Annotated in this window: 19 protein-coding genes; 10 read left to right on the top strand and 9 right to left on the bottom strand. The window is 72.6% G+C overall.

Annotated elements, in window-relative coordinates:
* Positions 1 to 6 precede the first annotated feature (6 nt).
* Positions 7 to 909 carry a M48 family metalloprotease gene (locus ACIP6W_RS01790; protein WP_066652624.1) on the top strand — a complete coding sequence of 301 codons (903 nt, stop codon included), beginning with the start codon at positions 7 to 9 and terminating at the stop codon, positions 907 to 909.
* A gap of 291 nt (positions 910 to 1,200) precedes the next feature.
* On the opposite strand, the gene ACIP6W_RS01785 is transcribed toward ACIP6W_RS01790, so the two are convergent.
* Positions 1,201 to 2,463: a winged helix-turn-helix domain-containing protein gene (locus ACIP6W_RS01785; protein ID WP_400427860.1), complete on the bottom strand. Its 1,263-nt coding sequence runs from the start codon at positions 2,461 to 2,463 to the stop codon at positions 1,201 to 1,203.
* Between the two features lie 93 nt (positions 2,464 to 2,556).
* Here ACIP6W_RS01785 and ACIP6W_RS01780 point away from each other — a divergent pair, with 93 nt between their 5' ends.
* Entirely contained in the window at positions 2,557 to 3,795 is a 1,239-nt protein-coding gene (locus ACIP6W_RS01780; RefSeq protein ID WP_066652641.1) for an AI-2E family transporter, read from the top strand.
* A 65-nt stretch (positions 3,796 to 3,860) separates the two neighbouring features.
* Positions 3,861 to 5,120 (top strand): threonine ammonia-lyase, encoded by a 1,260-nt coding sequence (gene ilvA / locus ACIP6W_RS01775; RefSeq protein ID WP_066652647.1) that lies wholly within the window; start codon positions 3,861 to 3,863, stop codon positions 5,118 to 5,120.
* 363 nt (positions 5,121 to 5,483) lie between these two features.
* On the opposite strand, the gene greA is transcribed toward ilvA, so the two are convergent.
* Both greA and ACIP6W_RS01765 read right to left on the bottom strand, forming a co-directional pair.
* Positions 5,484 to 5,972 carry a transcription elongation factor GreA gene (gene greA / locus ACIP6W_RS01770; RefSeq protein WP_066652650.1) on the bottom strand — a complete coding sequence of 163 codons (489 nt, stop codon included), beginning with the start codon at positions 5,970 to 5,972 and terminating at the stop codon, positions 5,484 to 5,486.
* A 67-nt stretch (positions 5,973 to 6,039) separates the two neighbouring features.
* Complete coding sequence (locus tag ACIP6W_RS01765; protein WP_400428867.1) at positions 6,040 to 6,354, bottom strand: DUF4307 domain-containing protein; 315 nt, start codon at positions 6,352 to 6,354, stop codon at positions 6,040 to 6,042.
* A gap of 250 nt (positions 6,355 to 6,604) precedes the next feature.
* Between ACIP6W_RS01765 and mca the strand changes: the two genes are divergently transcribed.
* Positions 6,605 to 7,495, top strand: a complete 891-nt coding sequence (gene mca, locus ACIP6W_RS01760; protein ID WP_400427857.1) for a mycothiol conjugate amidase Mca — start codon at positions 6,605 to 6,607, stop codon at positions 7,493 to 7,495.
* Entirely contained in the window at positions 7,492 to 7,785 is a 294-nt protein-coding gene (locus ACIP6W_RS01755) for a hypothetical protein (protein WP_081984689.1), read from the top strand. Before mca ends, ACIP6W_RS01755 begins: the two co-directional genes overlap by 4 nt.
* Positions 7,786 to 7,944: 159 nt before the next feature.
* On the opposite strand, the gene ACIP6W_RS01750 is transcribed toward ACIP6W_RS01755, so the two are convergent.
* Positions 7,945 to 8,643 carry a hemolysin III family protein gene (locus tag ACIP6W_RS01750; protein WP_209683735.1) on the bottom strand — a complete coding sequence of 233 codons (699 nt, stop codon included), beginning with the start codon at positions 8,641 to 8,643 and terminating at the stop codon, positions 7,945 to 7,947.
* A gap of 86 nt (positions 8,644 to 8,729) precedes the next feature.
* Here ACIP6W_RS01750 and ACIP6W_RS01745 point away from each other — a divergent pair, with 86 nt between their 5' ends.
* The 3 genes from ACIP6W_RS01745 to ACIP6W_RS01735 all read left to right on the top strand — a co-directional run bounded on the left by ACIP6W_RS01745 (position 8,730) and on the right by ACIP6W_RS01735 (position 12,467).
* A complete protein-coding gene (locus ACIP6W_RS01745) occupies positions 8,730 to 9,515 on the top strand; it encodes an isoprenyl transferase (protein ID WP_235426501.1) in 786 nt (261 codons plus the stop codon).
* Between the two features lie 112 nt (positions 9,516 to 9,627).
* Positions 9,628 to 10,737, top strand: coding sequence for an aminotransferase class V-fold PLP-dependent enzyme (locus ACIP6W_RS01740; RefSeq protein WP_400427852.1), 1,110 nt, complete (start codon positions 9,628 to 9,630; stop codon positions 10,735 to 10,737).
* A 368-nt stretch (positions 10,738 to 11,105) separates the two neighbouring features.
* The gene (locus tag ACIP6W_RS01735; RefSeq protein WP_200884132.1) at positions 11,106 to 12,467 is read left to right on the top strand and encodes a PhoH family protein; all 1,362 of its coding nucleotides are present in this window, start codon (positions 11,106 to 11,108) and stop codon (positions 12,465 to 12,467) included.
* A 164-nt stretch (positions 12,468 to 12,631) separates the two neighbouring features.
* On the opposite strand, the gene ACIP6W_RS01730 is transcribed toward ACIP6W_RS01735, so the two are convergent.
* The 5 genes from ACIP6W_RS01730 to xseA all read right to left on the bottom strand — a co-directional run bounded on the left by ACIP6W_RS01730 (position 12,632) and on the right by xseA (position 17,030).
* The gene (locus tag ACIP6W_RS01730; protein ID WP_311206001.1) at positions 12,632 to 14,005 is read right to left on the bottom strand and encodes a class II fumarate hydratase; all 1,374 of its coding nucleotides are present in this window, start codon (positions 14,003 to 14,005) and stop codon (positions 12,632 to 12,634) included.
* 164 nt (positions 14,006 to 14,169) lie between these two features.
* Positions 14,170 to 14,784, bottom strand: coding sequence for a carbonic anhydrase (locus ACIP6W_RS01725; protein WP_311205969.1), 615 nt, complete (start codon positions 14,782 to 14,784; stop codon positions 14,170 to 14,172).
* A gap of 35 nt (positions 14,785 to 14,819) precedes the next feature.
* A complete protein-coding gene (locus ACIP6W_RS01720; protein WP_066652670.1) occupies positions 14,820 to 15,455 on the bottom strand; it encodes a DUF4245 domain-containing protein in 636 nt (211 codons plus the stop codon).
* Positions 15,452 to 15,724, bottom strand: a complete 273-nt coding sequence (locus ACIP6W_RS01715) for an exodeoxyribonuclease VII small subunit (RefSeq protein WP_066652672.1) — start codon at positions 15,722 to 15,724, stop codon at positions 15,452 to 15,454. The genes ACIP6W_RS01720 and ACIP6W_RS01715 overlap by 4 nt, the downstream gene beginning before the upstream one ends.
* Positions 15,725 to 15,788: 64 nt before the next feature.
* Entirely contained in the window at positions 15,789 to 17,030 is a 1,242-nt protein-coding gene (xseA, locus tag ACIP6W_RS01710) for an exodeoxyribonuclease VII large subunit (RefSeq protein ID WP_066652675.1), read from the bottom strand.
* Between the two features lie 137 nt (positions 17,031 to 17,167).
* Here xseA and ACIP6W_RS01705 point away from each other — a divergent pair, with 137 nt between their 5' ends.
* Both ACIP6W_RS01705 and ACIP6W_RS01700 read left to right on the top strand, forming a co-directional pair.
* Positions 17,168 to 18,232, top strand: a complete 1,065-nt coding sequence (locus ACIP6W_RS01705) for a 4-hydroxy-3-methylbut-2-enyl diphosphate reductase (protein ID WP_081984691.1) — start codon at positions 17,168 to 17,170, stop codon at positions 18,230 to 18,232.
* On the top strand, positions 18,229 to 18,987 hold the full coding sequence (locus ACIP6W_RS01700; protein WP_400339541.1) for a DUF6264 family protein: 759 nt from the start codon (positions 18,229 to 18,231) through the stop codon (positions 18,985 to 18,987). Before ACIP6W_RS01705 ends, ACIP6W_RS01700 begins: the two co-directional genes overlap by 4 nt.
* The last annotated feature ends 8 nt before the right edge of the window (positions 18,988 to 18,995 follow it).

The following is an 18,995-nucleotide window of genomic DNA, read 5'->3' as shown; positions in this document are numbered from 1 at the left end:
TGACCCGTGTACAGCGCCATCGCGCGGAACAAGCGCAACACCGTCGTCATCATCCTGGTCTTCCTGCTCATCGTCGGGGCGCTCGGGTTCCTGGGCGGCTACCTCGCGGGCAACGTCTCCGTGGGCGTCATCGTGCTGCTCGTCGCGCTCGGGTACGCGGTGCTCCAGTACTTCCTGGCCGGGCGGCAGGCGACGGCCATCGCCGGCGGCGTCGAGATCGACCGGAACACGGAGCCGCGGCTCTGGCGGACGGTCGAGAACCTGGCGATCACGAACGGCATGTCGATGCCGCGGGTGTTCGTCATCGAGGACCCGGCACCGAACGCCTTCGCCACCGGACGGGACCCGGAGCACGCGATCGTCGCGGCGACGACCGGGTTGCTCGCGATCATGGACGACAGCGAGCTGCAGGGCGTCATGGCCCACGAGCTCGGTCACGTCAAGAACTACGACATCCGCGTCTCGACCATGGTGTTCGGCCTGGTCGTCGCGGTCGGGTTCCTGGCGGACGTGCTCCTGCGCATCTCGATCTTCAGCGGGCTGAGCGGGCGCGGGCGGAACAGCGACTCCGGGGGTGGAGGTGGCAACCCGATCGTCCTCGTCGCGGGGATCGTGGCCGTGCTCGTCGCCCCGATCGCGGCCGCGGCGGTGCAGGCGGCCGTCTCGCGGCAGCGGGAGTACCTCGCCGACGCCACGGGTGCGATGACCACGCGGTACCCCGAGGGACTCGCCCGTGCGCTGGAGAAGCTCCAGGCGTACGGCCGACCGACCCGGTCGCAGAACTCCTCGATGGCGCACCTGTGGATCGCGGACCCGATGCGACCGGGCGTGATGGACCGGTTGTTCTCCACGCACCCGCCGCTGCCCGACCGGGTGGCGCGACTCCGGGGGAGCCTCGACCGGTTCTGACGGGCGCTGCCGCCGTCGCCGTCGCCGCCGTCGCTGCGATGCCGGCGCCGAGACGCCGGTGTCCACACGAGCCGGACCCGTGCCGGCGAGACGCCCTCGGAATCCGCGGCGTCTCGACGACGATGCGGCGTCTCGACGACGAAGCGGCGTCTCGACGACGATGCGGCGTCGCCGCGACGCGGCGGCGTTCCGCGGGCCGTGCACGACCGGCGCGACGGAGCGGCGGGTGACGGGACCTCGACCCGAGCCGGACGGGCGGGGCGGACGGGCGCCGTGCCTCCCGGCCGCTGGTCACACGACCGTGTCGTCCTCGGGAGCCGGAGCATCGGCGTCGTCCGCCGCCTCGGGCGGGACGAGCGCGACCCCGAGCGCCGCGGCCACCGCACCCGCGGCGGTGCCGCGATCCGTGACCTCGACGCCGTCGAGGCCCTGCCACGCCGCCGCCCGCCGCAGCGTCTCGGCGAGGCGCTCCGCGTCGAGGTGCTCGCCGGGCTCCTGCCAGGCAGTCCGGACCCGGAGCACGCCGCGCTGCCGATCGCTCTTCAGGTCGACGCGTCCGGTCAGCCGGTCGTCCTGCAGCACCGGCAGCACGTAGTAGCCGTACACACGCTTCGGTGCCGGCGTGTAGATCTCGATGCGGTAGTGGAAGTCGTACATGCGCTCCGCGCGACGCCGGAACCACACGACGGGGTCGAACGGGCTGAGCACCGCGTCGGCGGCGACGTGGCGTGGGACCCTGGCGTCGACGTGCAGCCAGGCACGGTCCCGCCAGCCCGCCACCCGCGCCGGCACGAGTTCGCCGCGCTCCTCGAGCTCCGTGATCGCGGCGGCGGTGTCGTCCGCACGCAGGCGGAAGTAGTCGGCGAGGTCCGCGCGGGTCCCGACGCCGGACGCGCGCGCGGCACGCCGGACCAGCTCCGTGACGGCCGTGTGGCGGTCGGGCGCGGCCTCGAGCGTCCCCACCGGCAGCACCTGGTCGGGCAGGGCGTAGACACGCTCGAACCCGGCGCGTCCGGCGCTCACGACCTCGCCCCAGCGGAACATCTGCTCGAGCCCCGCCTTCACGTCGCTCCACCCCCACCACGGCCCGCGTCGGACGTTCGCCTCGTGCTCGACCGCGCTGGCGGGCAGGGGCCCCTCGGCGGCGAGCAGTGCGCGGAGCTCCCGGCGGACGCTCGCGGTCCGTTCCACGCCGGCGATCCGGTTCGGTCGGGCGTCGCGTTCGCGGTACGCGTCCATCCGCCACCGGAAGAGCGGGAGGTCCGTCCGCGGCAGGAACGCCGCCTCGTGCGCCCAGTACTCCGCGTAGGGGCCGGAGCGCCGCATGGTGAGCCGGTCCAACGTGTCCCGGTCGTAGGGACCGAGGCGGGCGAAGAGGGGCAGGTAGTGGCTGCGTTCGAAGACGTTGACCGAGTCGATCTGCAGCAACCCGAGCCGGCCGATCGTGCTGGTCAGGGTGCGGGTGCCCACCGCGTCGCGCGGGGGTGCGCCGAAGCCCTGGGCCGCCAGCGTGACGCGGCGGGCCTCGGCGGCGGAGAGCGTGGACCGGACCATGGCACGACGCTACCGATCGGCGCCGACACCGGGGTCGCGCCGACGTATGCCGCATCTGGAACACACACCGGCACGCGTCGGTACACTCACCGCATGGCCTGGGGAAAGAAGACGCATCCGGATCCCGTCGTCGAACAGGTCGTGCCGACGGGCATGCGGATCGCGGGCGCGTGGTCGTGGCGCGTGCTGGTGGTCGTCGGCGTGGTCGCGGTCTTCATCTACCTCGTGACGCTGTTCAGCGAGGTGCTCATCCCGTTCCTCATCGGGATCGTCGTCGCCGCCCTGCTCGTGCCGCTGTCGAACTGGATGCAGCGCCACCACGTGCCGAAGTGGATCGCCGTCGTGGTCAGCCTCGTCGGTGGCCTCGCGGCCGTCGGCGGACTCATCTGGCTCGTCGTCGACCAGATCGCGGCGGCCTACCCCTCGCTCCGCGACCGGACGCTCTCGCAGTACGACAACATCCGCGAGTTCGTCCTCAGCTCCGGTCTGGGCATCAGCCAGTCCGACCTCAACAACTACCTCAACCAGGCGACCGACTGGCTGTCGAGCAACTCCGGCTCGATCCTGTCCGGGGTCGCGAGCGCGGGATCGTCGCTGACGCACCTGCTCACCGGCTTGTTCGTGGTCATCTTCACGGTGATCTTCCTGCTCATCGACGGCAAGAACGTGTGGCGCTGGACCGTCCGGCTGTTCCCGAAGAACGCCCGCGCCGCGATCGACGGCGCCGGGGTCGCCGGGTGGACCACCCTGACGAGCTTCATCCGCGTGCAGATCTTCGTCGCGTTCGTCGACGCCGTCGGCATCGGCATCGGTGCCGCCGCGCTGCAGCTGCCGCTCGTCATCCCGATCGCCGTGTTCGTGTTCCTCGGCGCGTTCATCCCGGTCGTCGGCGCCATCGTCACGGGCTTCCTCGCCGTCTTCATCGCCCTCATCTTCAACGGCTGGGTCGCGGCGCTCGTCATGCTCGGCGTGATCCTCGTCGTGCAGCAGGTCGAGGGGCACATCCTGCAGCCGCTCGTCATGGGCAGCGCGGTCAAGGTGCACCCGCTCGCCGTCGTCCTCGGCGTCACCGCGGCGTCCGGGCTGGCCGGCATCGCCGGAGCCTTCTTCGCGGTGCCGCTGATCGCGACCGTGAACTCGATGGTCACGACGATCGCGAGCGGCCGGTGGAAGGGGCTCGACTCCGACCACGTGCTCGAGGCGAAGCAGCGCGACCACCACGCGAGCGTCGAGGCGAAGAAGCGCCGCCGCTGGCGGAAGCGCCACCCCGACGGCGTCCCGGCGCCGGGCAGTGACGAACAGCCCACCGCCGCCAAGGGGACCGCGGGCTGAGCGAGCGTTCACCGACGGACCGTCACGAGTTCGCCGTGACGGCTCCGACGGACGATGATGGGTCCGTGACCGACACCTCCGCGCCCCAGCAGCAGACCGACGCGTTCCCGACGCTGGCGGACATCGAGGCCGCTCGGCAGACCATCGCGGGGGTCGCACGCGTCACGCCGATGGAGACGTCGCAGTTCCTCGCCGAGCTGCTCGGCTCGCCGGTGCACCTGAAGTGCGAGAACCTGCAGCGCACGGGCGCGTACAAGGTGCGCGGCGCCTACAACCGACTCGCCGCCCTCAGCCCCGAGCAGCGAGCGGCGGGCGTCGTCGCCGCGAGCGCCGGCAACCACGCGCAGGGAGTCGCCCTCGCCGCTCGTGAGCTCGGCATCCCGGCCACGATCTTCACCCCGGTGGGCGTCGCGCTGCCCAAGCTCCAGGCGACGCGGCACTACGGCGCCGAGGTCGTGCTGCGCGGCCACTCGGTGGAGGAGGCGCTGAGCGCCGCCAAGGACTTCGCCGCCCACACCGGTGCGGTGTTCATCCCGCCCTTCGACCACCCGGACGTCATCGCGGGCCAGGGCACGCTGGGCCTCGAGATCATCGACCAGGTGCCCGACGTCGACACGGTGGTCGTGCCGATCGGTGGCGGCGGGGTCATCTCCGGCATCGCGCTGGCGGTGAAGGGCATGTCCGAGCGCCTCGGTCGTCCGATCCGGGTGATCGGCGTGCAGGCGGAGAACGCCGCGGCGTACCCGTCGTCGATCACCGCGGGAGCACCCGTGACGATCACGACGAAGCCGACGATCTCGGACGGCATCGCGGTCGCCCGACCGGGCGACCTGAACTTCCCGATCATCCGCGACCTGGTCGACGAGATCGTGACCGTCTCGGACGACGACACCGCCCGTGCCCTGCTGGTGCTGCTCGAGCGCGCGAAGCTCGTGGTCGAGGCCGCCGGCGCCGTCGGCGTCGCGGCGATCATGTCGGGCGCCGTCCGCGACACCGGCCGCACCGTCGTGCTGCTGAGCGGTGGGAACATCGACCCGCTCATGATGGAGCGGATCATCACCCGCGGTCTCGTCGCGGCGTCGCGCTACATCGGCATCCGGATCATGCTGCCCGACCGCCCCGGGCAGCTCGCCCGCGTCGCCCAGGTCATCTCGGACGCCGGCGCCAACGTGGTCGAGGTGCTGCACACCCGGCACGGGCAGGGCCTGGTGATCAACGAGGTGGCCCTGGACCTGTCGATCGAGGCACGCGGTCCCGAGCACGCGCAGGAGGTCATCCAGCGCCTGCACGAGGTCGGCTTCCGCCCGGAGCTGCTCGAGAACTGACCCCGCCGCGCTGGCTGCACGCGTCGGTGTCAGCGGTGCGCACGGGACGGCCGCGCAGGCCTCAGGGTCGCGTGAGCGACACCGCGGACGGCCGGGAGGCGCGTGGAGCTCCCGTCATGACCCTCACGGTGATCCTGCCCTCGCTCCGCAACGTGGTCGCGCACTGACCGGCGCCGAGAGCCCAGTAGGCCACCGCACAACGAAGAGCAGCTCGCGCCACGTGGTTCCGTGGTGCGAGCTGCTCCTCGTTGTGCACTGGCACGTCGCGCCGCGGGCCGGCCCGCCGCGCGCTCTGCGCCGCCCGCCCCGGCACGTCGCGCCCGCCGCGGGCCGTCGCACCGGGCGCACTGCGGCGCCGGGCGCCTACGGCTCGTAGCGCTCGACCTTCGTCACCTTGGCGCTGATCTCCTTGCCGTTCGGCGCGGTGTAGGTCGTCTCGTCGCCCGCGCGCAGCCCGAGGATCGCGGCACCGACCGGACTCACCGGGCTGTACACGGTCAGGTCGGACCCCTCGGCCACGATCTCGCGGTTGCCCACGAGGAAGGTCGACTCGTCGCCGGCGATGACCGCCGTGACGACGGTGCCCGGCTCGACGGTGCCGTCGAAGTCGGCCTCGCCCACGGTGGCGTGCTTGAGCAGCTCGGTGAGCTGCCGGATGCGGGCCTCGATCTTGCCCTGCTCGTCCTTCGCGGCGTGGTAGCCGCCGTTCTCCTTGAGGTCGCCCTCTTCACGCGCCGCCTCGATGCGGTCCGCGATCTCCTTGCGGGCCGGGCCCGACAGCTGTTCGAGCTCGGCCGTGAGACGGTCGTGCGCCTCCTGGGTCAGCCAGGTGGTCTGCGTGTCGTTGCTCATCGGTCTCCCTTTCGACAAAGGACGAGACCGGCCGGTGTGGCCGGTCTCGTCCGCGAATCAGTCGAGTCTAGGGAACCCAGCAGTCGTGGATCAAGCCGGTCACGCCGCGGGTCGTGGTGTTCACCTCGGTCGACATCGAGCGGGTGCGCTGCTCGGATGCCGGCAGCGTCACCTCCTTCCACCCGACGATCGAGTACGACTTGTCGAGCACCTGCACGGCGCACCGGACCTCGGTGCCCGGGTCGGCCGACACCTGTGAGTGCACGACGGTGCGGTGGTCGGAGACGACGGTGTACCCGAGCTCGGTGTTGTCGAGCCCGTGTGACTCCTGGTCGAGGCCGGCCCAGACCACCCACGCGACGAACACGAGCACGACGGCGATCGCCGCGGCGACCCCGAACAGCTTCCCGCGGCGCCGACGATCCGGCGTGCGCCCGTACCGGTCGTCCAGCGACGCGGTGGTGGCCGTGGCCGACGCAGCGGTGGGGGTGGGGTGCAGCGGTTCGGACAGTTCGGGGCTCCTGGGGTGATTATCCTGGTCCCAGGGTAGTTCACGCCCCGCTGTGCGCTGCCCCCACGCCCGGGTCGATCCGTGCGCGTCCCGCCCGCTCCGTCACCCGTGAGGATCCTCCGTGCCGTACCGCCTGCTGGCCGTCCACGCCCACCCCGACGACGAGTCGAGCAAGGGTGCCGCGACGGCCGCGAAGTACGTCGCCGAGGGGCACCAGGTGCTGGTCGTCTCCTGCACCGGCGGCGAGGCCGGGGACATCCTCAACGACCAGCTCGGTGAGCCGGCGACGAGCCGCGCCCACCGCGACATGGCGGGCTACCGGCGCACCGAGATGGCGGCTGCGCAGGCAGCGCTCGGCATCGACCACGTCTGGCTCGGCTACCACGACTCCGGGCTGCCGGACGCCGAGAAGGGCGAGACGGTCCGTCCGGGCACGTTCTCGACGGTGCCCCTCGAGTACTCGACCGAGGCACTCGTCCGCGTCGTCCGCCGCTTCCGTCCGCACGTGCTCGTCACCTACGACGAGAACGGCGGCTACCCGCACCCCGACCACATCCGCACGCACGAGGTCTCGGTCGCCGCCTGGCGCGCCGCCGCCGACCCCGCGGAGTACCCGGACGCCGGGGGGCCGTGGTCGATCAGCAAGCTCTACTACGAGCGCACCATGAACCCGCGCCGCTTCCGCACGATCTACGAGGCACTGCGCGAGCGCGACCCGGACAGCGCTGCCGTCGAGCAGCTGCGCGAGTGGGTGGAGCGGTTCGCCGACCGGCCGGACCTGGCGACGACCCACGTCGACGTCCGCGACCACTTCGACGCCCGCGACGCCGCCCTGCACGCGCACGCCAGCCAGGTGCCGCCGGACAGCGTCTTCTTCTCGTGGCCGAACGACCTCCTCGCGACGGTGTGGCCCACCGAGGACTACCAGCTCGTCGAGGCCCGCGTGCCCACCGACCTGCCGGAGTCCGACCTGTTCGCGGGGCTCCCTGACGACGAGGACACCACCGCGTGAGCACCATCCTGACGGCCATCGCCGCCGCCCCCAGCCCGAGCCCGTCGGTCGTGCCCGACGTCGACGTCACCCCCGGGGTCGCCGGCTTCGTCGCGATCGCGGTCGTCGCGGTCGTCACGATCCTGCTCGTGGTCGACATGACCCGCCGGATCCGTCGGACCCGCTACCGCGCGGAGATCCGCCAGCGGCTCGAGTCCGACGCGGGCGACGGCACGTCGACGGACGAGCCGGTGCGTCGCGCCGACGAGGACGGCCGGACCGACGTGGGCGACGACACCGAACGCGGCTGAGCCCGCGACGTCGGCAGCGGCGACACCAGCAGCGGCGACGTCGGCAGCAGCGACGTCCCCAGCAGACGGACGGGAGGCCCGTGGCGAGCGTGCCACGGGCCTCCCGCCCGTCGTCCGGTCGCCCCTGCCGGCCGGTGCCGCGGTCCGCAGCGGCTGCGGTCAGCGCACCGGGTCGAGGGCCACGATGAGCACGCCGACCCACTGCGCGGCGAACGCGACGACGGTCAGTGCGTGGAAGACCTCGTGGAAGCCGAACACGGTCGGGGCGGGGTCGGGGCGCTTGAAGCCGTAGACCAGGGCACCGATGACGTACGCCAGGCCGCCGGAGAGCACGAGGACCGTCATGGGGACGCTCGCGGCGAAGAACTGCGGGAGCAGACCGAGCGCGGCGCACCCGAGCACGAGGTAGATCGGCACGTACAGCCAGCGCGGGGCGCCGATCCACAGGACGCGGAAGGCGATGCCCAGCGCGGCTCCGGACCACATCACCCAGAGCACGACCACCATGAGCGTGTGCGGCAGCGCGCAGATCGCGATCGGCGTGTAGGTGCCGGCGATGAGCAGCAGGATGTTCGTGTGGTCGATCCGCTTGAGGACCTTCTTCACCGTCGGGCCCCACGGGAAGCGGTGGTAGGTCGCGGAGACGCCGAACATGAGCAGCGACGTCGCCATGAACACGGCGCTGCCGGCCTTCGCGGCCCCGCTGTCGGCCAGCGAGATGAGCACGATGCCCATCGCGATGGCGAACGGGAACGTGCCGAGGTGGATCCAGCCGCGCCAGGCGGGGCGCGGCGGCTCGGTGGTGTCCGCTTCCTCGGTGAACGGGACGTGGGGGAGCGTGGCGGTCTCGTCCTGCATGGGGCGACAGTAGGGCCCCCGGCCGAACGGCAGCAGGGAATGCACAGCCCCGCACGGCCGGCGTCACGGTGCACTACAGTCGTGGCGTGACCGGCAGGGTGGGATGGGCAGGGCGCGGCGTCCTCTACCGTGCCTACCAGCGTCGTATCCGCCGCCAGATCGACGGCCAGGCGATGCCGAAGCACGTCGCCATGATCGTCGACGGCAACCGTCGCTGGGCCAAGCAGCTCGGCCTCGAGTCGGCCGCCCACGGGCACCGTGCCGGCGCCGCCAAGATCCCCGAGTTCCTCGACTGGTGCGACGAGCTCGGCATCGAGGTCGTCACGCTCTACCTGCTGTCCGCCGACAACCTGACCGGTCGGGGCGGCGAGGAGCTCGAGCAGCTCGTCGGCATCATCGGCGACCTGGCCGGGACACTCGCCGTGCACCGCGACTGGCGCGTGCAGCACGTCGGTTCCGACGAGGGGCTGCCCGCGGGTCTCCTCGGGGCGCTCGCGGACGCCGAGGCCCGGAGCGCAGCCCACACCGGCCTGCACGTCAACCTCGCGGTGGGCTACGGCGGACGCCGGGAGATCGCCGACGCCATGCGGAGCATCGTCCGGGCGCACGGCGAGGGCGGCGGCACGCTCGACACCCTGGCCGAGGTGCTGACGCCCGAGCTCATCGGCGACCACCTGTACACGCAGGGCCAGCCCGATCCCGACCTGGTGATCCGCACCTCGGGTGAGCAGCGGTTGTCGGACTTCATGCTGTGGCAGAGCGCGCACAGCGAGTTCTACTTCGTCGAGGCCCTCTACCCGGACCTGCGCGAGGTCGACTTCCTGCGGGCCGTGCGCGACTTCGGTCTGCGCTCCCGTCGTTTCGGCGGCTGATCGCGGGAGGCTCCCGACGGCGGCGGCGAGTGCGTCGGGCGGCTCAGGTTCGCGCGGCCTCCGTGCGTCCCAGTAGACTCACAGGGTTTTCGTCCCACGGAAGGTTGCCCCTGTGAACATCGCCGAGTACGCGGCCGGCTTCGACGAGGAGCCCGGCTACCTCGACCACGCCGCCTTCGGGCCGGTGCAGACCGCCGTGCTCGAGGAGCAGCGGGTGCTCGGGACGATCCAGGAGCGCATGCGCTTCGGCGCCGTGGAGACCCTCGACGAGCAGGACGCCCGGGTGCGCACCGTCGCTGCCCGGCTCGTCGGCCGTCGCGAGGACCAGGTGGTCTCGCAGACCGCCACGACGCCGGGGCTGCTGCACACCGCGTTCGGCCTGACCGGCGGTGTCCTCGTGGCCGCCGACGAGTACCCGTCGCTGCCGCTCGCACTGGCGAGCGCCGCCTCGGCGACGGGCGGTCGCGTGCAGCCCGTCGTGGTCGAGTCCGGAGCCGGCTGGATGACCCCGACGCTGGTCCGGGAGCGCCTGACCGACGACGTCGCCGCCGTCGCCGTGTCGCTCGTCGACTGGCAGACCGGGTACCTCGCCGACCTCGCTGCGATCCGGGAGGTCATCGGGGACCGCCTGATCATCGTCGACGCGATCCAGGGCTTCGGCGTCGTCGACGCCCCGTACGAGGTCGCCGACGTCGTCGCCACCGGCGGGCAGAAGTGGCTGCACGCCGGGTGGGGCACGGGCTTCCTCGCGTTCAGCGACCGCGCCCTGAACCGCCTGCGCCCGGCGCTGTCCGGGCCGCACGGCACGACCGGTTGGCCGACCGAGGTCCCCTCGGTGAAGCCGGGCGCCGCGGGGTACCAGATGACGCGCGTCGACCCGGTCGCCCAGGCCCGGATGGCGGTGTCCCTCGAGCGGCTGGTCTCCGTCGGGGTCGGGGCCGTGCAGGAGCGCGTGGCCGACCGGGTCGAGCGGGTGCTCGACATCGCCGACGAGTTCGGCCTGTCGGTCGAGTCCAGCCGTGACCCGCGCGAGCGTGCCGGCATCGTCGTGCTGCGTCCGCCGCAGGGTCGGCTCACGGCGCTGTCCGCGGCGCTGCACAACCACGGGGTCACGGCGACGACGCGGCTCGGGGTCGCGCGGGTGTCGGTGTTCGCGTCCACCACGGACGCGACGCTCGACATGTTCCGCGACGCGTGCCTGTCCTACGCCACGATGCAGTAGCGCGCCCGCGCGCTGGCCGCCCGCCCGCCGGCCTGGCCGCGGTCCGCGAGACTCGGCCGGGCGGACGTGTTCGCGCCTCCCAGCCCGCGAATCCGTCCGCGTCCGCGAATCTCGCCGCTGCGCGCCTGCGCCCGAGGCGGCCGGGAGGCCCGTGGCGGGCCCGCCACGTGCCTCCCGGCCGTCGTGGTGCGCGTTCACGTGACCGTAACCTCGGGGACCGCGTGTCGCGGTCCGGCTGTCGGGGGCCGGTCGTAGCTTGGCCCCACCGGACACGGTGCCCGGTCGGAGCGGCCAGGCAACGGTGCTTCGGGACCGCTCTCCGGCCGCGTCGAGGACAGTGACCGGGCCGAGCGCGGCCCGGGGATGGAGTGGTCGTGACCTCTCGCAACGTCGCTCGCGAACCCGCCCAGCGGTCCACCGCGGACTCGTCCACGTCGGTCGCCCAACGCACGTACGTGCTCGACACGTCGGTGCTCCTCAGCGATCCGCGGGCGCTGTTCCGCTTCGCCGAGCACGCCGTGGTGCTGCCCGTGGTCGTCGTCAGCGAGCTCGAGTCCAAGCGCGACGACCCGGAGATCGGGTACTTCGCGCGCCAGGCCCTGCGGCTGCTCGACGAACTGCGGGTCGAGCACGAGCGACTCGACTTCCCGGTCGCACTCGACGACGGCGGTTCCTTCCGCGTCGAGCTGAACCACTCCGAGCAGTCCGTGCTCCCGTCCGGGCTCCGGCTCGGGGACAACGACTCGCGGATCCTCGCGGTCGCGTCGAACCTGGCGAACGACGGGCTGGACGTCGTCGTCGTGTCGAAGGACCTGCCGCTCCGCGTGAAGGCGTCGTCGATCGGCATGGCCGCCGAGGAGTACCGCGCCGAGCTCGCCGTCGACTCCGGCTACACGGGCATCACCGACCTGCAGGTGTCCGGCGAGCAGATGAGCGACCTGTACGAGCACGAGGAGATCCGGTCCTCGCACCTCGACGGCGTCCCGGTGAACACCGGCGTCGTCATCCACTCGGAGCGCGGGTCGGCCCTCGGCCGCGTGCACGAGGCCGGCGCGGTGTCGCTCGTCCGCGGCGACCGCGAGGTCTTCGGGCTGCGGGGACGCTCCGCCGAGCAGCGGCTCGCGATCGACGCCCTGCTCGACCCGGAGATCGGCATCGTCTCGCTCGGAGGTTCGGCCGGCACCGGCAAGTCGGCGCTCGCGCTCTGCGCCGGGCTCGAGGCGGTGCTCGAACGACAGCAGCACAAGAAGATCATGGTGTTCCGGCCGCTCTACGCCGTGGGTGGGCAGGAGCTCGGGTACCTGCCCGGCGACGCCGCCGAGAAGATGAACCCCTGGGCGCAGGCCGTCTTCGACACCCTCGGCGCGCTGGTGTCCGACAACGTCCTCGACGAGGTCGTCGAGCGCGGGATGCTCGAGGTGCTGCCGCTCACGCACATCCGCGGGCGGTCCCTGCACGACGCGTTCGTGATCGTGGACGAGGCGCAGTCGCTCGAGCGGAACGTCCTGCTCACCATGCTGTCGCGCATCGGGCAGAACTCGCGCGTGGTGCTGACGCACGACGTCGCCCAGCGGGACAACCTGCGGGTCGGCCGGCACGACGGTGTCGCGAGCGTGATCGAGCGCCTGAAGGGGCACCCGCTGTTCGCGCACGTGACGCTGACCCGCTCGGAACGGTCGGCGATCGCGGCGCTCGTGACGGAGCTGCTCGACTCGCCCGACCTCGGGTAGCGCGGCTGGTCGGCCGCCGGCGGGACTCGCCTGGGCGGACACGTTCGCGGTCGCAGGACTGCGAACGTGTCCGCAGGCGCGAGTCTCGGGGGTGACCCGACGACGGACGGGAGGCGCGGTGCCAGCCGGCACCGTGCCTCCCGTCCGGCAGTGGGTCCCGTGGGTCAGTTCGGGTGCGTCATCGACAGCACGTCCAGCGCGCTGTCGAGCTGCTCCTCGGTGACCTCGCCGCGCTCGACGTGGCCCAGGGCGACGACCGCCTCGCGCACGGTGATGCCCTCGGCGACGGCGTACTTGGCGACCTTGGCCGCGGCCTCGTACCCGATGACGCGGTTGAGCGGCGTGACGATCGACGGGGACGACTCCGCGAACGCGCGGGCGCGCTCGAGGTTCGCCTGCAGCCCGTCGATGGTCTTGTCGGCGAGCACCCGCGAGCTGTTCGCGAGCAGGCGGATCGACTCGAGCAGGGCCGTGCCCATCACCGGGATCGCGACGTTGAGCTCGAAGGCACCCGAGGCGCCGGCCCAGGCGACCGTCGCGTCGTTGCCGATGACGCGTGCAGCGACCATCAGGGTGGCCTCGGGGATGACCGGGTTCACCTTGCCGGGCATGATCGACGAGCCGGGCTGCAGGTCCGGGATGTGCAGCTCGCCGAGGCCCGTGTTCGGCCCCGAGCCCATCCAGCGCAGGTCGTTGTTGATCTTCGTCAGGCTGACCGCGATGACCTTGAGGGCGCCCGACGCCTCGACCAGTGCGTCCCGGGCACCCTGCGCCTCGAAGTGGTCGAGCGCCTCGGTGATCGGCAGGCCGGTGTCCGAGGCCAGGCGGGCGATGACCTGCTGCGGGAAGCCCTTCGGCGTGTTGATGCCGGTGCCCACCGCGGTGCCGCCGAGCGGGACCTCGGCGACGCGGGGGAGCGTGGCCTGCACGCGCTCGATGCCGAGCCGGACCTGGCGGGCGTAGCCGCCGAACTCCTGTCCGAGGGTGACCGGGGTGGCGTCCATCAGGTGGGTGCGTCCGGACTTCACGGCGTCGGCCCAGAGCGTCGCCTTGGCCTCGAGCGACTCCGCCAGGTGCTCGAGCGCGGGGACGAGCGTGCGGATGAGGGCCTCGGTCACGGCGACGTGCACGGAGGTCGGGAAGACGTCGTTCGACGACTGGGACGCGTTCACGTGGTCGTTCGGGTGGACGTCCGTGCCGGCGACGCGGGTCGCCAGGGTCGCGAGGACCTCGTTCATGTTCATGTTCGACGAGGTGCCGCTGCCCGTCTGGTAGACGTCCACCGGGAACTGGTCGTGGTGCTCGCCGCCGATGATCGCGTCGGCCGCCTGTGCGATCGCCTCGGCCACCGTCGGGTCGACGATGCCGAGGGACCCGTTGACGACCGCCGCGGCGCGCTTGATCCGGGCGAGGGCGACGATCTGTGCCGGCTCGAGACCGCTGCCCGAGATCGGGAAGTTCTCGACCGCGCGCTGTGTCTGGGCACGGTAGAGGGCGTCCACCGGGACCCGGACCTCGCCCATCGTGTCGTGCTCGATGCGGAAGCCGTCACCGCCCGTCGCGGTCCGGTCGGTCGCGGTCTGGTCGGGCTCGCTGGTGTGGGTCACGTCGTCGTGGTCCTTCCTGTGGTGCACGGCCGGAGCGGTCGCCCCGGTGTCTTCGGCGGCCCGGTGGTGTCCGGGCGTCGCGTCGTGGCGGCCGGTCAGGCCTGGCCCACGACGGTGTCGATGGCGACCTCGCCCGTGGAGAGGTCGTAGGTCGCCCCGACGACGGCCAACCTACCGTCGGCGACCGCGTCGGAGACGACACCGGACCGCTCGATCACCTGGCGGAGCGTGGCCTCGAGGTGCGCGGCACCGACGGCCTCCTGCGGGAGCTCGGCGTCGGTCGCGCGGACCCGCTCGACGCTCGGAGCGATCGCGTCGACGAGCGACTGCAGGTGCGGCGCGGGCACGGGCTCGCCCGAGCGCGCTGCGGCGACGGCCCCGCACGCGGTGTGGCGGAGGACGACGACGAGCGGGGTGCCGAGGGCGACGACCGCGAACTCGATGGAGCCGAGCACGACGTCGTCGACGATCTGACCGGCGTTGCGGATCGCGAACAGGTCACCGATGCCCGCGTCGAAGACGTGCTCGAACGGCACGCGTGAGTCGGAGCAGCCGAGCACGGTCGCGAAGGGCGCCTGCGAGCCCGTGAGCTCGCCACGGCGGTCCGGGTCGATCCGGCCGGTGCGGCGCTTGTCGGCGGCGAAGCGGGCGTTGCCCTCGACGAGCAGGCGGAGGGCGTCGGACGGGGTGGAGGCGGCGCGGTCGGGCATGGTCTTCCTCGTGCTTCGGGTTCGGTCGGGCGGGGTCAGTTCGCGAGCTGCTCGGTGACGGCCTTCGCGACGGTCGTGAACGACGAGTCGTCGGCCGTGCCGGACAGGACGATGGTGTCGCGGCCGAAGGTGTGCACGAGCGAGTACGCGTGGTTCCCGGCGTCCTTGCCCTCGTCACGACGGTCGTACACCGTCCACTTCGTGCCGTCGATGGTGCGGTCACCGGTGGCGGGCTCCTGGTCGAGCTGGTTGGCCACCCACGACGCGTTCGCATCGATGCCCTGCTGGAGGCCGATGTACTGGCGGTCCGGGGTCACGAGGCCGACCGTCCAGACCCGCACGCCGTCCGACGTCTTGTCCTGGAAGTCGGCGCGGTTCGAGGTGAAACCGTCGGGCAGGTCCGGTGCCGCGAGCGTCACGCCGGGCACGTCGGCACCGGCGGCGACCTGCTGGTAGTCCACGGACCGGTCGACGGTCTGGTCCGGCCGCACGACGACGGCGACCAGGAAGAGCACGATGCCCAGCGATGCGATGAGCGCCAGCACGAGGTTGAAGGCGGTCTGGTGCTCGCGGCGGGAGCGTCGCGCGGCGTCCTTGCGGGCCCAGGTCTCCTCCGGGGTCTCCGGGCGGCCGAGCTCGGCGACGATCGGCCGTCCGTCGGGGTCGGTCACCGTGCTGCTCCGTCCGGGTCGCCTGCGGTGTCCGCGGTGCCGTCACCGGCCGACGCGGCACGGGCGGCGTCCAGCCGGGCGCGCGCACCGACGAGCCACTCCTCGCACCGGGCCGCGAGGGCTTCGCCACGCTCCCAGAGCGCGAGCGAACGCTCGAGCGTCGCGGACCCCTGCTCCAGCTCACCGACGACGCGCACGAGTTCGTCGCGCGCTGCCTCGTAGCTCAGCGACTGCACGTCGGACGGCACGGGTTCCTGCTGGGATGACACACGCCGATCCTACCGAGCACCCTCCGTCGGCGGTGCACCGCCGACGGAGCCCGTGGAGACCGGGCTACGCCCCGGAACCGTCCGGCCCCGGTCCCTCCGGCTCGAGTGTCCCCGTCGCCGTGCCCGCGCCGAGGGTGACGTGGACCGGCGTCGCGCCGTCGAGGTCCTCGGTGCCGCGCACGACCCCTCCGTCACTCCGCTGCACGATGGCGTAGCCGCGCCGCAGGGTGTCGCGGGGCGAGAGCGCGCGCAGCCGCCCGGTCAGGTGCCCGACGTCGCTGTGCGAGCGCTCGAGGCGTCGGTCGAGCAGCTCACGGGCACGGGACAGGTCGCGTGCGACCTCCTCGGCCCGGGTGTCGACGAGCCAGGCGGTCGACGCCAGCGCCGGGCGCGACCGGAGGGCGGCGATCCGGTCGGCCTCGACCGACAGGGTGTGCGAGAGCCGCAGCCCGAGCCGGGCCCGGGCCTGGCGGACGTTCGCGAGCTCCTCGGCCACGTCGGGCACCACGCGCTTCGCGGCGTCCGTGGGGGTGGAGGCGCGCAGGTCGGCGACCTCGTCGAGGATCGGACGGTCCGCCTCGTGCCCGATGGCGGAGACGATGGGGGTGGTGGCGGCAGCGGCGGTCCGGACGAGTCCCTCGTCGCTGAAGCCGAGCAGGTTCTGGAAGTCGCCGCCACCCCGGGCGACGATGATGACGTCGACGGTCGGGTCGGCGTCGAGCTCGACGATCGCGGCCGTGACCTCGCCCACGGCCCGCTCGCCCTGCACCGCCGTGTGCACCGTGCGGAACTCGACCTGCGGCCAGCGGAGCTGCGCGTTCCGCTTGACGTCCTTCTCGGCGTCGGAGTCCTTGCCGGTGATCAGGCCGATCCGGTGCGGCAGGAACGGCAGACGCTTCTTGCGGGAGGGGTCGAACAGGCCCTCCGCCGCCAGGGTGCGCCGGAGCCGTTCGAGCCGCTCGAGCAGGTCACCGAGGCCGACGTGCTTCATCTCGACCACCTGCATGGTGAGCGAGCCGCCCTTGACCCAGTAGTTCGGCTTCACCGCGGCGACGACGCGGGCGCCCTGCCCCAGGTCCGCGGGCACCCGGGAACGCACGCTCGACCAGATCGAGAAGGACACGGTCGCGTCGACCTCGACGTCCTTGAGCTTGCCGTAGACGTTGCCGCCGGCGACGTTCCACTGCGTGATCTCGCCCTCGACCCAGGCGGTGCCGAGTCGGTCGATCCAGTCGCGGAGCTTCGCCCCGAGCAGGGCGACGGGCCACGGGTTGTCGGCCGTCGGCGGGCCCTGTTCGATCGCCATGCCCACCATCGTGCCGCATCCCGGCGACAGCGCCGGCCCGCGGCGCCGCACGCCGGTGCTCCACCACGTCGTCACGGCCCGGCTCGGCCCCGGACGCACCCAGGCCCCGCGCGTGCCCGGCACCTATCATCGGGGACGTGACGATCACCAACGGCCGCACGGTCCCGCTCGCCCCGCCGCGGGTGCACGCAGCGCGTGGTCGGCTGCGGGACGAGCCGGTCGCCGGCACGAAGAAGGTCCTGCTCGCCGCGCCCCGCGGGTACTGCGCGGGTGTCGACCGTGCCGTGGTCGCCGTCGAGAAGGCGCTCGAGCAGTACGGCGAGCCGGTCTACGTGCGGAAGCAGATCGTCCACAACGTCCACGTCGTCTCCACGCTCGAGCAGCGCGGCGCGGTGTTCGTCGACGACGTCGCCGAGGTCCCGCGCGGCGCACACGTCGTCTTCAGTGCGCACGGCGTCGCACCCGCCGTCGTGGCCGGTGCCGCAGAACGCGACCTGCACGCGATCGACGCGACCTGCCCCCTCGTCACCAAGGTCCACCGCGAGGCCACCCGCTTCGCGAAGGCGGACCGCACGATCGTCCTGATCGGCCACGCCGGTCACGAGGAGGTCGAGGGCACCATGGGCCACGCGCCCGAGCGCACGATCCTGGTCAACGGACCCGAGGACGTCGCCGCGCTCGAGGTGCCCGACCCCGACAACCTCGTCTGGCTGTCGCAGACCACCCTGAGCGTCGACGAGACGATGGAGACCGTCCGCCTGCTCCGTGAGCGGTTCCCGTCCATCGAGAACCCGCCGTCGGACGACATCTGCTACGCCACGCAGAACCGCCAGGTCGCGGTGAAGAAGGTGGCGCCCGACGCCGACCTCGTCATCGTCGTCGGTTCGGCGAACTCCTCGAACAGCGTGCGCCTCGTCGACGTCGCCCTCGAGTACGGTGCGGCGTCCGCCCACCGGGTCGACTACGCCGAGGAGATCCGCCAGGACTGGCTCGACGGTGTCCGCACGGTGGGTGTGACCAGCGGTGCCTCGGTGCCCGAGGAACTCGTCACCGAGGTGCTCGAGCAGCTCGCGGACGCCGGCTACGGCACCGTGGAAGAGGTCGTGACGGCGCACGAGGACCTCATGTTCTCGCTCCCCAAGGAGCTCCGCACGGACGCCGCGGGCAACCCCACCCGCGCCCTCGGCGGGCGTCGCTCGTGAGCGGCCTCCGCGGCGACTGGTCGTCGGCACCGGCCCGTGAACCGGGGCACGTGGACGAGACCGCCCTCGGCCTGGAGGCCCGTCCCGCCTCCGCCGCACCGGCCTCCGGTCGACGGGACGGCCGGGTCCACGGCACGCCCGCTCCCGAGTACGGCGAGTACGCGCCGGAGGGCTGGGTGAACCCGGTCCTGGTCGAGCAGGAACGGCGCGACCGGCAGCGGCGCGAGGCCGACGACCGTGCCCGCGCGGCGACCCAGGGGCCGACCGACCGTGGCACGGCACGCACGACCCGTCCGACGGACCGCCGCACGCCCGGTGGCACCGGCGCCGGGCCGTCGCGGGGTGCCGCGGCCGGTCAGGAGCGGCCGACGCTCTCGAGCCGCTTCGGGGCGTCGCAGTTCGACTTCGTGGTGACGGTCGCCCTGTTGGCGTTCGGGCTGCTGTCGGTCGTGCAGTCGCTCGCGGTGAGCGACGTCGCCTCCGCCGTGCGCAGGGCGTTCGAACAGCAGGGCCTGGAGCTCTCCGACCCCACGGCGCTGTCGACCGCCGCTGCCGTCGGAGCCATCGGCAACGTGGTCGTGTTCGCCCTCGTCGCGTGGTGGTCCCTGCGTCGGCTGGCCGCTCGGAGGTGGACGTTCTGGGTCCCGCTGCTCGGCGGGGCCGTGGCGTCGCTCGTCAGCCTGGTCGCCTTCGCCGTGGTGATGTTCCAGGACCCGGGCTTCGTGCAGGTGCTGATGCAGCAGTCCGGGGCCTGACCCTCGGG

Origin of the sequence: Curtobacterium sp. NPDC088465 (assembly GCF_044753165.1) — a bacterium.
Lineage (GTDB): Bacteria > Actinomycetota > Actinomycetes > Actinomycetales > Microbacteriaceae > Curtobacterium.
The sequence above is the reverse complement of the archived record's forward strand: the minus strand, read 5'-3'. Positions and strand labels throughout refer to the sequence as shown.